Below are 13017 nucleotides of genomic sequence, written 5' to 3' on the forward strand. Positions count from 1 at the left end.
GCGGGTTTTGAAGGCTAGATGAACCCGTCTGGTCCCGTCGTTCACAGCGACGAGCTAAGAGGGAATGTGGTGCGATCCGAGTTGATCCAATCCACAGCCGCCCCCGCGACTGTAAGCGGTGAGTCTTGCTCAACCAGCCACTCCTGAATTTTCAGGGGGAAGGCGAGCACAGGCCCTGACCCGCAAGCCAGGAGACCTGCCAGGCGTGATTTGAAACACCGGCCGTCGGGTGCGACGGCACAGGAGAATTGAAAATGACAACACAAACACAAACCGCCTCGCGCGCTGGTATCCTGCCGGTCATGTTCGCTGTGGTTCTGGGTCTTGGCATCATTTCGGTGACTGGCCACGTTCAGGCCGCTGCCCTGCATGACGCAGCCCATGACGTGCGTCACGCAACCGGCTTCCCCTGCCACTAAACCCATGTTTAGCCGTATCCTGACCAGCGCGTTGTTCGCTGGTGCTGCAGCGGGGCTGATTGCCGCCTTGCTGCAGTTGGTCTTTGTGCAACCTGTGTTGCTGCACGCGGAACTGTATGAATCAGGCGAATTGGTCCATTTCGGCGGTGACGTCGTAAGTGCTCACCCCGAGCTGCCGGGAATGTTCTCAGACCTGTTCCGCGATGCGCTGAGCGTCATTTTCACGATGCTTATCTATACCGGTTACGCGCTGATGATGATTGCGCTGATGTCCGTGGCTGAGGGCAACGGCCACAAGATTGACGGGCGCACCGGCGTTTTGTGGGGGCTTGCGGGGTTCGTTGCCGTGCACCTCGCACCCGGATTCTCGCTCGCGCCAGAAGTGCCCGGCGTGGCAGCAGCCGATGTCGCTGCGCGTCAAATCTGGTGGTTTGCGACCGTCGCAGCAGCAGGTGTTGCCATGTGGCTGATTGCCTTTGGCGGCACCCTGATCAGCTATGTGATCGCAGCCGCTCTGCTGTTGGCCCCACATCTGATCGGCGCGCCCGAGCCGGACGTGTTCACCGGCCCCGTTCCGACCGAGATCGGCGCGCTGTTTGCCGCACGCGCTTTTGGCATCGGACTGGTAGCCTGGGTTCTGGTCGGGGCATTCGCCGGGTACTTCTGGCGATATGAAAGCCAGCGTGCCGAAGCTGCGGCCTGACAAGCACGCTTATGAACACGCCGAGACCAGCTCGGCGTGTTTGCTACTACCATCAAGGAACATAAAATGGCACGCTCACTTGCCCTGTTTGCAATCGGCATAGTTTTTGGCAGTGGTGCAGGATTTGTGGTTGCGGCTGCAAATGGCGTTACTTTCGACGGCCATGACCATGGCGATCCTGCACATCACAGTTCATCTCACGCCGAGGCAGCCGCACACGATCATTCGACTGCCATCAACCTGCCTGCTGGCGCTGATGCTCCGGGGCTTGAGATCGCTCTTACGCCCGATCCTATGGCGGGTTGGAACCTGCATGTCATGCCGCAGAACTTTCGGTTCTCACCACAAAATGCCTCAAAGACCGATGTCGACGGCGAGGGGCATGCACATGTCTACGTAAATGGAGAGAAACTGGCCCGGCTGTACGGTAACTGGATGCATATCGACCATCTGCCGCAGGGCGAGGTCGAAGTCTCGGTCTCTCTGAACGCAAACAGCCACAGCCCGCTGATGGTCGACAACATCCCCGTCAGCGCGGCGGTCACACTACAGGTCGACTAAAGCGCCGGGATACGCGCCCGCAAACACATCCGGAGCCGCCCGCAAGGCCGGGCGTCTTCGATCCAGCCTTTGGGGCTTTCCAGATAGGTCCGGCAGGTCGCCACGATATCATCGGCGTCCGAAGCGACATCGACCCCTGAAAACACATATGTCGCCCAGCCATCGGCCTGCAGCGCGATGGCCACGGGTTCTGCACATCCGCTGAAACAGGCGTGCTGATCGACCGAAACCCGCCCCTCAATCCCCGCGCGGGTCAGGGCGGACTCGACAGCTTTGACCTCGGCCCCGCAATCGCGGGCGCCGGCACAAGACGAACATATCAACAGGCGCATCTGATCCAATTCGGACCTCATCGGGTGGCATTTGCCTGTTTCTGAGGGTTTCCAACTGCCGGCGCAATCGGGAAAACGCACAAGATTGTGAGTGCGCCCTGTCCCGCTTTCTGGCATCACTGTCGCAACCCCGAAACAGGAGGCCCAGATGAAAGCCCTTTGGACTGCGATTGCCCTGATAGCGACCCCTGCTTTGTCAGACGAGCCCCTGTCGGGCTGGGCCAGCTACGCAACCGACAAAAGTTACGACGCGTTGGTTGCCGACACCAAGGATGCCATCAAAGCTAATGGTCTGATCGTGGTCACGCAGGCAGGCCCGACCAACGCCGCCGCATCGCGTGGGATCACTATCCCCGGCAATCGGGTCATTGGTGCCTTCAACAACGACTATGCGGTGCGCGTGTTGGAAACATCAGTGAACGCGATGATCGAGGCGCCGATCCGCTTTTATGTCACGGAGAACGAGGACGGCACCGCCACCCTATCCTACAAGACTCCCAGCTTTGTCTTCGCGCCCTATGTCTATGAGGGCGGAGACCCCCTGCGCGAGATCGCTGAGGAGCTGGATGGCAAGTTTCAGGCTGTGGCTGAAACAGCAGTCAAATAGTCACACTGGCGTGATCCGGCTTGCGTCTGGGGCCGTCCTCCGCAATCTGCTGTGAAACAGTTTTTCGGAGCATGACTTATGCAAGACCTCTCGCCCCGCGCAGCGGACCTTCTGGCCCAACGTTTGTACGAGGCCGGATGTCGCCACGCCTTTGGAATGCCCGGTGGTGAGGTTCTGACCCTTGTCGATGCGCTGGAACAGGCCGGGATCACCTTTCATCTGACCAAGCATGAAAACGCCGCCGGTTTCATGGCCGAGGCCGTGCATCACCGCGATGGCGCGCCTGCCATTCTGGTTGCCACCCTTGGCCCCGGTGCGATGAACGGGATCAACGTGGTCGCCAATGCCTTGCAAGACCGGGTGCCGATGATCGTGCTGACCGGCTGCGTCGATGCCGATGAAGCGCTGACCTATACCCATCAGGTAATGGATCACGCACAGGTCTATCGCTCAATCACCAAGGGGACGTTTACACTGACCGCCAAAGGCGCAGACATTATTGCCGATAAGGCGGTTACGTTGGCCAATCAGCCGCGCCCCGGTCCGGTGCATATCGACGTGCCGATCTCGGTCGCGGATACCCGCGTGTCGGGCGTGAAACCGCGCCGCCGCGCCAAGATTGCCACCGTATCCCCCGCGGGCGACTGCGTCGAGAAAGCCCGCCGTTGGGTGTCTCAGGCCGAACGGCCCATCGCAATTGTCGGGCTGGATGTTCTCTATGACGACTCGCGCAATGTGGTGCAGGCATTTCTGGAGCACTTCGACATCCCCTTCGTGACGACCTACAAGGCCAAGGGTGTGGTGCCTGAGGATCACCCTTTGTGCCTGGGCGGCGCGGGCCTGTCGCCGTTGGCTGACAAACATCTGGTTCCGCTGGTCGAACAGGCCGATTTGGTGCTGTGTCTGGGCTATGACCCGATCGAAATGCGCCCCGGCTGGCGTGAGATCTGGGACCCTGAGGAAAAGCGTGTGATCGACGTCTCGGCCGTGCCCAATGACCACTACATGCATCAGGCGGGGCTGAATCTGGTCGCGCACACGGGCGAGACGTTGGAGGCCATTGCCAAAGGCACCCCGTCGCGCAAGACATGGCCGGGCGGCGAGCCCGCACAAGTCAAAGCCGCTTTGGCGCAGGCGTTTCCCACGGATGACGACTGGGGGCCCGCGGCGGTGATCGCCGAAACCCGTGCTGCCCTGCCCGCCAACACGCTGGCGACCGCCGACAGCGGCGCGCATCGTATTTTGCTGAGCCAGATGTGGGACTGCTCCGAGGAACGCGGTCTGATCCAATCCTCGGCCCTGTGTACCATGGGCTGTGCCGTGCCGATGGCGATTGGCCTGAAACTGGCCGAACCCGACCGCCCTGTGATCAGCTTCTCGGGTGATGCCGGGTTCCTGATGGTTGCCGGAGAGCTTTCGACAGCAGCCGAGATGGGGGGAAATCCAATCTTTCTGGTCTTTGTCGATGCAAGCCTTGCGCTGATCGAGCTGAAACAGCGCCAGCGCCAGATGGGCAACACAGGCGTAGATTTCGACCGCCACGACTTTGCCGCCATGGGTCGCGCGTTCGGCGGTAACGGCCACACGGTGCGCAACCGCGAGGAACTGCGGGCGGCGCTGGACGCGGCGGTCAAGGCCGACAGCTTTACCGTCATCGCCGCCGAGATCGACCGTGGAGGCTATGATGGTCGGATCTGAAGGGCCGCTGAAAGGCGTCAAAGTTTTGGACCTGTCCCGCATTCTGGCAGGACCGACCTGCACGCAATTGCTGGGCGATCTGGGCGCAAACGTGATCAAGATCGAAAACCCCGCAACTGGGGGCGATGATACGCGGCAATGGGGCCCTCCGTATGTGACGGACGCGGACGGGAATGCATCGGACCTGAGCGCTTATTTCATGTCGGCCAACCGCAACAAGAAATCTGTGGCAATCGACATCACAACAGCCGAGGGTCAGGCGGAAATCCGACGTCTCGCCTCGCATGCCGATATCCTGATCGAGAATTTCAAACCCGGCGGGTTGGCGAAGTATGGGCTGGACTATGCAACCCTGTCGCAGGAATTTCCCAGCCTCGTTTATTGCTCGATCTCAGGCTACGGACAGGACGGACCAAACGCGTCGAAGCCGGGATATGACCTGATGGCACAGGGTTACGGCGGGATCATGTCTCTGACCGGCGATCCCGAGGGCGCGCCCATGAAAGTGGGCGTTGGCATCGCTGACGTGATGTGCGGCATGTACGCGACCGTCGGCATTCTGGCGGCGCTACGCCACCGGGATCAAACAGGCGAGGGCCAGCAGATCGACCTTGCGCTGGTCGACGCGCAAATTGCGTGGCTGATCAATGAGGGCGTGAATTACCTGACCTCTGGCAACGTCCCTCAACGGCGCGGAAATGGGCACCCGAATATCGTGCCCTATGACGTCTATCAAACGGCGGACGGGCACGTGATCCTGGCGGTTGGCAACGACAGCCAATTTAGACGGTTCTGTGACTTCATCGGGCAGCCTGCCCTAGCGGACGATCCCCGTTTTGCGACCAACCCATCACGTCTGGAACATCGTGATGCGCTGAATGCAATTCTGCGCCCAGCCGTACAAAACTATGACACTGAAACCGTCATTGCCGAGCTTGAGGCGCGCAAAGTGCCTGTGGGCCCGGTGCAGACGTTGGATCAGGTTTTTGCCACCGATCAGGTCGCCGCAAGGCAGATGCAGATCGCCATGAAAGCCGACCCGGCACAGGTGAATCTGATCGGAAATCCGCTGAAACTGTCCAAAACGCCTGTAACATATCGCAGTGCTCCACCGACCTTTGGCGCGGACACTCAGGCCGTTCTGAACGCCGAAAACCCGTTTGAAGACTGAAACACAATGCCTAATTCGGCGGCATGTTGCTGAAACATGCCGTTGAATCGGCGGTTTTTTTCACGTTTTGCACACACAGCATTTCACCAATTCGAGAGGTCGGTCGATACTGATACGACCCGACTAGAGTCTCTGGTAAGTCGAATATTGTACTAATTCTCACACGGATCGGACCACGAGCATGAAACAAGACGTTTTCGGACAGATGAACACCCTGAGCCATTCGGCTAGCGCCGAGGCGTGGGATGGCGTGCTGCTCGGGTTCATGGCGCATGCGGCGGTGACGCCTCAGCATCTGGGAAAAGTCTTGGAGCTTGAGCCCGATTTTGCCCTGGGCCATGCGATCAAAGGTCTGTTCATGGTTCTGCTGGGCCGCCGCGAGATGATGCCAGTCGCCGTCGAGGCTCTGGCCGCTGCCAATGCAGCCATGACGCGTCAACCGGTAACCGCACGCGAACGCCTGTATGTGCAGGCGCTGGAGTTGTATCTGGCCGATCTGCCCTCGCAAGCCGTTCAGAAATTCGAGGAAATCCTGCGCGCCCATCCGCAAGACTCGCTGGCGATGAAGCTTAGCCATGCCACCCGCTTTGTTCTGGGCGACGCCGAAGGCATGCGTCGCTCGATCGAACGTGTGATGCCGGCGTATGAGCCTGATCACGCGGGCCGTGGATATCTGTTGGGCTGCCATTCTTTCGCGCTGGAAGAAACCGGCGCCTATGAGAAAGCCGAGATTGCAGGCCGTCAAGCGCTGTGGATGGTGTCAGATGACGCATGGGGCCTACACGCGGTGGCCCACGTGCATGAGATGACCGGTAACGCACAGTTGGGTCTGGATTGGCTGGCCGGGCGCGAGGACGCTTGGGCGCATTGCAACAACTTCCGCTATCACGTCTGGTGGCACAAAGCGCTGATGCATCTGGATCTGGGCCAAGTAGATCAGGTGATGGAGCTGTATGACAACTACATCCGTCAGGACAAGACCGACGATTACCGCGATATCTCGAACGCGACCTCGTTGTTGTCGCGTCTGGAGCTTGAGGGCGTAAATGTCGGCAATCGCTGGGAAGAACTGGCTGACCTGAGCGCCAATCGCACCGAAGACGGCTGCCTGATCTTTGCCGACCTGCACTATCTCCTGGCCCTCACTGGCGATAACCGGGACGAGGCGACCGGAAAGATGCTGAAACGCATCCAGAAAGACGCCCAGCGCAATCAGGGCGACACCCCGATCCGCATGTCCGATCCAGGCGTTGCAGCAGCCAAAGGGTTGGAAGCCTTTGGCGACGGCCTGTATGGCCAAGCCTTTGATTTCCTTTCTACAGCACGTGACGGAATGCAACTTGCAGGTGGCAGTCACGCGCAACGTGATGTATTCGAGCGCATCACAATTGATTCCGGCCTGCGCGCCGGGCGTCTGGATGCAGTCGAGCGCATCCTGGATGACCGCCGCGCAAAACGGGCTGGTGGCGAGGACAATTACGCCCTTGCGCGCCGCGCATTGATCGACGCGGCACGCGATGACGGAGACGCACAAAGCGTTCCGGCTGAATAACAAAAACAAAAAGACCAAAGAAGGACAGAACACGTATGGCGACAGCATCGCCCGCTTCTGATTTTGCGCCTGTGGCAGCTCAAGTAGCCGCCCCTGCCCGCGTGCGCGACCCACGGCTGGATTTCTATCGCGGCATCGCGATGTTCATCATCCTGATCGCCCATATCCCGAACGACCCCTGGGCCAGATGGATTCCGGCGCGGTTTGGTTATTCGGATGCGACCGAGATTTTCGTGTTCTGCTCGGGCATGGCGTCGGCCATTGCGTTCGGTGGGGCCTTTGCCCGCAAAGGTTGGTGGATGGGAACGGCTCGCGTGGCGTTCCGCATCTGGCAGGTCTACTGGGCGCATATCTGCCTGTTTTTCTTTGTGGCCATGTCGATGGCGGCGCTGGACCAGACAGGTTTCTTCGAGAAAACATATATTTCCTCGCTGAACCTCCAGCATTTCTTCAACGATCCTGCGCCACAGATGGTCGGTCTGTTCACGCTGACATACGTGCCGAACTACTTTGACATCCTGCCAATGTATCTGGTGGTTTTGGCGCTGATGCCCGTTTACATGGGCCTATACCGCGTCGGGTTCTGGGCCGTGGCCGCCACGTCGATTGCGATTTGGCTGGTGGCACAAACTGGCGCGCTGGCCCTACCGGCCGAGCCTTGGTCGGACCGTCAGTGGTTCTTCAACCCCTTCGGCTGGCAGTTGCTGTTCTTTACCGGCTTTGCCTTCATGCGCGGGTGGATCCCTGCCCCGCCCGTATCGAAAACCCTGATCTGGGCTGCCGTGCTGTTCCTGATCCTGTCGGCCCCGTTTGGATCTTGGAAGGTCTTTACCTGGATCAACAATGCCGCGCCTGAATTGGGTGCCGTGCTGCGCAAGGGCTGGCCCTTGACCTCGGAACTGCGGGGCAAGACCGAGTTTGGCCTGCTGCGCTATGTTCACTTCCTCTCACTGGCCTATCTGGGCTGGGTCGTCGCGGGTGAGCATGGCCATCGCCTGATCGCAACCGGTCAGGGTGCAGCCGCGAAAGTTTGGGAATTCCTGCTGACCGTCATCACCAAGGTCGGTCAGCAATCCTTGGCGGTCTTCGTCTTTTCCATGGCAGCAGCGCGCCTGATCGGCGTTGGACTGGACCTGAGTGGGCGGGATGTTGCCAGCGTCTTCATCGCCAACATGATTGGCTTTGCCATGATCATCGGCGTGGCCTATCTGGCCGGTTGGTTCAAGTCACACCCCTGGAAGTCTAAAAAATGAATTTCACACGTCGCGCATTTTTGGCCTCAACTTCGGCGCTTGCTTTCGCTCCGGCCACTTTTGCTGCCGGGGGCGAGGTCCCCTTTGACCGCAACGATGTGATCGCGCTGGCCCGTGAACTGGCCAGCCAACCCTATGCCGAGCGTGAAATGGTTCCGCAGGAATGGCAGGACCTGACGTATCAACAGTATCGCTCGATCCGGTTCAGGCTGGACCGTGCGCTGTGGTATGAAACCCAGACGCCGTTCAACGTAGATTTCTTTACGCCAGGCCTGTACTTCCCGCGCACTGTTAAGGTTTCAACAGTCGAGGACGGGATGACCACCCCGGTTACGTTCGATCTGTCGATGTTCGACAAATCCGAAGACGTGCCGACCCTGCCCATCGACGACACGCTGGGGTTCTCTGGCTTGCGCCTGCGCACCGAAATGCACCGCCCCGGTAAGACCGATGAGTTCTGCGTCTGGCAAGGCGCCAGCTATTTCCGCGCCATTGGTCTGCACGAGGTTTACGGGCTGTCCGCGCGTGGTCTGGCCCTAAAAACAGGGGACCCGGATGGTGAGGAATTTCCCGAATTCATCCGCTTTTGGCTGGAACGACCCAAACCCGGCCAGCGCAACATGGTCGTCCACGCGCTGATGGACAGCCCCAGCGTGACCGGGGCCTATCGGTTCAACGTCACCGCCGGGGCCGACTGCATCATGGATGTCGAAGCAACGCTCTTCCCCCGCGAAGAGCTGCCCCATGTGGGCATCGCGCCCGGCACTTCGATGTTCCTGTTCGACCAGACCAACCACAGCCGGTTTGACGATTTCCGCCCCGCCGTTCATGACAGCGATGGCTTGATGGTTAGCAATGGCGCGGGGGAGGTGCTGTGGCGGCCTTTGGCCAACCCTACCCGCCTGCAGATTTCGTCGTTCGTGGATACAAACCCACGCGGCTTTGGCCTGATGCAGCGGAAACGCAAGTTCTCGGACTATGCGGATCTTGAGGCGAATTATCACAAGCGCCCCGGCCTGTGGGTGGAACCAAAGGGCGATTGGGGAAAAGGCACCGTGACGCTGGTCGAGATTCCGGCGGATCAGGAAATCTACGACAACATCGTCGCCTATTGGCGCCCGGCCGAGCCCTATGCCGCGGGCAGCCAGATCGACATGTCCTATCGTTTGATCTGGGGCGAAGAACCCCAGCGCACACCCATGCCACGCGTGATCAACACCGCGATGGGCGACAATACCTTCGGCGAAGGACGTCTGGCAGTGATCGATTTTGAGGCCTCGGACCTGTTCGATGACCCCGATGCGATGACCATCTTTGTTGACTCGCCCCATGCCGAGACCTCAGACGGCGTGCTGCAACGCAATCCCGATACCGGCGGCTTGCGGCTGGCATTCTCGTTCCAGCCGGGCGAGCGGAACCACGTGGAGCTGCGCGCACAGCTTCTGAAGGACAAACAGCCCGCCTCTGAGGTGTGGCTCTACCGTTGGACCACATGAGCCGCGATCTGCATATCATGCCGCCCGAGGCCCCTCTGGCGATGCCCGCGCAGGATTTCAGCGCCGGGTTTCGGGATGCACAGGTACCGAATGGCAAGCGCGCCTCGGCCGGGTTCTGGCGCGCGCTGGCCTTTTCGCCTGCGATGGCGGCCACTTTGGGGCTGCTTTGGGTGATGTCCGACTGGTTCGGGGCCGAAGGGATCAATCTGATCGAAGGCATCCTGCTGGCGCTGATCTCGTTCAATTTCTTCTGGATTTCTTTCACGGTCTGCACCGTGCTGCTGGGCATGGTGTCCCTTTCGCGGCAGGAACAGCCGAAACGCGAAGGCCGTCCACAGCCATTGCGCGTCGCCCTGTTGACCCCGGTCTATAACGAGGTGCCGTGGAACGTGCTGGGCAATGCCCGCACCATGCTGGAAGACCTGCGCAAGCGCGGTGGACAGCATCACTATGCCATGTTCATCCTGTCCGACACGCGTGACCCCGAGATCGCCGCGCAAGAACAGGCCAGTGTCGAGGCTCTGCGCACGACCCTAGCGCCGGGTCTTGAGCTGTATTACCGCCGTCGTCCTGAAAACACTGACCGCAAGGTGGGCAATATCGCCGATTGGGTCAGCCGCTGGGGGGCTGATTGGGATGCGATGCTGGTGCTGGATGCCGACAGTCTGATGACCGGTCGTGCCATCACCCGCCTGACCGACGCTTTGGCACGCGACCCCGGTGCCGGTCTGATCCAGAGCTACCCGCAGCTAATCGGCGCGCAATCGGTCTTTGCCCGGATGCAGCAATTTGCCAACGGCGTCTACGGCATCGCCTTTGCCGAAGGTCTGGCCCGTTGGTGCGGGCAAGAAGGCAATTATTGGGGCCACAACGCCATCATCCGCACCCGTGCCTTTGCGTCCAGCGCGGGTCTGCCCAAGCTGCGCGCCTTCAATGGTCAGGAAAAGCTGATCATGAGCCACGATTTCGTCGAAGCAGGCCTGCTGCGCCGTGCCGGATGGGCCGTGCGCTTCCTGCCCCGTATTCGCGGGTCGTATGAAGAGACGCCCCCTACGCTGATCGACCACGCACTGCGGGACCGGCGCTGGTGTCAGGGCAACCTGCAACACCTGAAATTGCTGGGCTCGACCGGGTTTCGTGCGGTGTCTCGTTTCCACATGTTCCACGGTGCGGTCGGGTATCTGATGTCGCCGCTATGGTTTGCTCTGCTGGTGATGTGGGCGCTGATCGGTCAGGGTGAGGACGCCTCGGTCCTGTATTATTTCAGCCCCGACAATCCACTGTTCCCGCAATGGCCCGAGATGTCGGAAACCCGCCATGTGCTGATCATTCTCGTTATGTATGCCATGTTGCTGGCCCCCAAGGTGCTGGGCGTTCTAGCCCTGCCGCTCAGCGGTGTGCGCTATTCGGATTTTGGCGGCGGCTTCAAATTCCTGACCTCGTTTTTGTCCGAGGTTATTCTGTCGATCCTCTACGCGCCGATCCTGATGGTGCAACAGATGATCGCCGTGTTCCGCACCGCATTCGGTGTACAAAAGGGCTGGTCCCCGCAGGCACGCGACGGGGGCAGCTATGGGCTGCGCACTCTGATCCTATGCCACGTGGTAGAGACCGTGAGCGGCGTCGCCCTGAGCGTCGGGATACTGTCCGGCTTGGTTTCGATCTGGCTGGCCCCGATAGCGATCAGCCTAGCCTTCGCGATCCCGCTTTCTGCACTCAGCGGAGTGTCTTCGGGCCCTGCGCGCCGCATGGTCGGGATGAAAGAGGATGTGAAGGAGCCCGCGATCACACGCTCGGCCCGCCGTCACAGAGACGAGTTGAAGCGCTTGATCGAAGGGCGCGGCGTAATGACCCCGGCAGAGTGATCAGCCGCCGGGCAGGCCTTCGTACCAGTCCACCATCATGTCCGCCCACCCTTTGGGCACCGTGTGTCCGCCAGGGAACAGCGCAAATTCCAGTGCACTGCCATCTGCACAGCCGCTCCAATACCGGCGCATAAAAGGGCCGGTCGTCGAAAACCCGCTGGGTTTGGTATCGACGCAGCCATTGGCGATACGCCAGATTTCCAGCCCGGCAAAGATATCGCCCTGATGGAACCGGCCACCGCCCAGCAAACGCCCTTCGAGCGGGACCACATTGTCGGTCCAGCCATGGGTGTGAAACATACGGATCGGCCCCTCGCAGGCCTCAGGGTGAGGTCGCCAGAACCCGCCTGATACGGGCACATAAGCCGAAAACGTCTCGGGCGCATCGCAGGCCAGATAGTTAACCATGAATCCACCGGCCGAGAAACCACCGAGAATAACCCGCTCGGCATCAATCCCGAATTTGTCAGCGGCGTCCTGAACGACTTCGGTCAGGAAGGCGGTTTCATCCCTGTCGCCGAAGCCGGGATAGAAGTTCCAGCTTTTGACACCGGGGCGGTTGGCGCGCTCAAGCCCCTCGGGCGCCATCACCGCATAGCCACGAGACAATAACGGTTTGACCATGCCGCGGTTCTTCATCGTGCCGGTTCCGCTGCCGCCATAGCCGTGCAGGAAAACGACCAGCGGAGGATTTTCCGCCTTGGGCAGTTCGATGTGGTATTCGCCCATTTCAGTGCTACAGGCACCGTCCTGATCACCGCAGGCGGCATGAACCGACTTCCCGGCGATTGCGGCCACGACAGCCAGCATGGCGGCGCGGATCATTGAACGGCCTCCTCATAAGTTCCAACCGGCAACCCCGACCGGACCCAACCGGGCCCTGCGGCCGAGCCTAGCATCCCTTCGGGTACATCGATGATATTGGTAAAGCCTGCTTCGCTCAACCGGTTGCTGAGCCGCGCGGACCGAACCCCGCGCGCGCAGATCAGAGCAATAGGCGCAGACCTGTCGCCGTCGGTCAGTTGATCCAGCGCCTGAACAAAATCATCACGGCGCATGTCCAATGGATAGGCACCCTCACCCACGCCTGTCGCATCCCACTCGCGCGGGGTTCGAATATCCAGCAACAGCACGTCGCCCGACACGGCCTGTTCATGCGCCGCCTGCACACTGAGATGCCCACCCGCATAGCTGGGCGGGATCAACCGGTATTCCCGGATCGCAAAACCCGCTGCAACGGCGGCCCCGCCGCCGAAAAGAATCCACCTGCGGGTGCGGATCGTCTTGTCTGGCACGTCGTGCCCTCCTGTGTGGTCAGATACGTATTACCATATTGAACACCGCAAATCCGCGTTCAATT

Annotated in this window: 13 protein-coding genes and 1 riboswitch; of the genes, 10 read left to right on the forward strand and 3 right to left on the reverse strand. The window is 60.3% G+C overall.

All coding sequences use genetic code 11. The features are described 5' to 3' along the window. The first annotated feature begins 12 nt into the window (after nt 1-12). Nucleotides 13-218, forward strand: a riboswitch (cobalamin riboswitch). A 36-nt stretch (nt 219-254) separates the two neighbouring features. From AC2FJ6_RS03920 to AC2FJ6_RS03930, 3 genes are all read left to right on the forward strand, one after another. Next, a complete protein-coding gene (locus AC2FJ6_RS03920) occupies nt 255-419 on the forward strand; it encodes a CbtB domain-containing protein (protein WP_170770220.1) in 165 nt (54 codons plus the stop codon). Between the two features lie 4 nt (nt 420-423). Beyond that, the gene (locus AC2FJ6_RS03925) at nt 424-1122 is read left to right on the forward strand and encodes a CbtA family protein (protein ID WP_480857667.1); all 699 of its coding nucleotides are present in this window, start codon (nt 424-426) and stop codon (nt 1120-1122) included. Between the two features lie 66 nt (nt 1123-1188). Beyond that, nucleotides 1189-1683: a hypothetical protein gene (locus AC2FJ6_RS03930; RefSeq protein ID WP_170752354.1), complete on the forward strand. Its 495-nt coding sequence runs from the start codon at nt 1189-1191 to the stop codon at nt 1681-1683. Here the strand turns inward: AC2FJ6_RS03930 and AC2FJ6_RS03935 are convergent. Then, on the reverse strand, nt 1680-2036 hold the full coding sequence (locus AC2FJ6_RS03935; RefSeq protein WP_237217239.1) for a DUF1636 family protein: 357 nt from the start codon (nt 2034-2036) through the stop codon (nt 1680-1682). The genes AC2FJ6_RS03930 and AC2FJ6_RS03935 overlap by 4 nt on opposite strands. 127 nt (nt 2037-2163) lie before the next feature. Here AC2FJ6_RS03935 and AC2FJ6_RS03940 point away from each other — a divergent pair, with 127 nt between their 5' ends. The 7 genes from AC2FJ6_RS03940 (at nt 2164) to mdoH (ending at nt 11657) form a co-directional block, all read left to right on the forward strand. After that, nucleotides 2164-2622, forward strand: coding sequence for a DUF302 domain-containing protein (locus AC2FJ6_RS03940; RefSeq protein ID WP_170770214.1), 459 nt, complete (start codon nt 2164-2166; stop codon nt 2620-2622). A gap of 78 nt (nt 2623-2700) precedes the next feature. Beyond that, a complete protein-coding gene (locus tag AC2FJ6_RS03945; protein WP_170770212.1) occupies nt 2701-4320 on the forward strand; it encodes a thiamine pyrophosphate-binding protein in 1620 nt (539 codons plus the stop codon). Beyond that, nucleotides 4307-5491 (forward strand): CaiB/BaiF CoA transferase family protein, encoded by a 1185-nt coding sequence (locus AC2FJ6_RS03950; RefSeq protein WP_170770209.1) that lies wholly within the window; start codon nt 4307-4309, stop codon nt 5489-5491. Before AC2FJ6_RS03945 ends, AC2FJ6_RS03950 begins: the two co-directional genes overlap by 14 nt. Nucleotides 5492-5672: 181 nt before the next feature. Then, complete coding sequence (locus AC2FJ6_RS03955) at nt 5673-7043, forward strand: tetratricopeptide repeat protein (RefSeq protein WP_496668463.1); 1371 nt, start codon at nt 5673-5675, stop codon at nt 7041-7043. 35 nt (nt 7044-7078) lie between these two features. Further along, the gene (locus AC2FJ6_RS03960) at nt 7079-8296 is read left to right on the forward strand and encodes an OpgC family protein (RefSeq protein WP_170770206.1); all 1218 of its coding nucleotides are present in this window, start codon (nt 7079-7081) and stop codon (nt 8294-8296) included. Beyond that, nucleotides 8293-9792, forward strand: a complete 1500-nt coding sequence (locus tag AC2FJ6_RS03965; RefSeq protein WP_496668465.1) for an OpgD/OpgG family glucan biosynthesis protein — start codon at nt 8293-8295, stop codon at nt 9790-9792. Before AC2FJ6_RS03960 ends, AC2FJ6_RS03965 begins: the two co-directional genes overlap by 4 nt. Further along, entirely contained in the window at nt 9789-11657 is a 1869-nt protein-coding gene (gene mdoH / locus AC2FJ6_RS03970) for a glucans biosynthesis glucosyltransferase MdoH (RefSeq protein ID WP_480874556.1), read from the forward strand. Before AC2FJ6_RS03965 ends, mdoH begins: the two co-directional genes overlap by 4 nt. Here mdoH and AC2FJ6_RS03975 read toward each other — a convergent pair whose 3' ends face one another. Both AC2FJ6_RS03975 and AC2FJ6_RS03980 read right to left on the reverse strand, forming a co-directional pair. Then, on the reverse strand, nt 11658-12482 hold the full coding sequence (locus tag AC2FJ6_RS03975) for a CE1 family esterase (protein ID WP_496668467.1): 825 nt from the start codon (nt 12480-12482) through the stop codon (nt 11658-11660). Continuing rightward, entirely contained in the window at nt 12479-12952 is a 474-nt protein-coding gene (locus AC2FJ6_RS03980) for a rhodanese-like domain-containing protein (protein WP_170770199.1), read from the reverse strand. The genes AC2FJ6_RS03975 and AC2FJ6_RS03980 overlap by 4 nt, the downstream gene beginning before the upstream one ends. Nucleotides 12953-13017: the final 65 nt, after the last annotated feature.

The sequence above is a fragment of the Ruegeria sp. CDSA089 genome, from assembly GCF_059612205.1.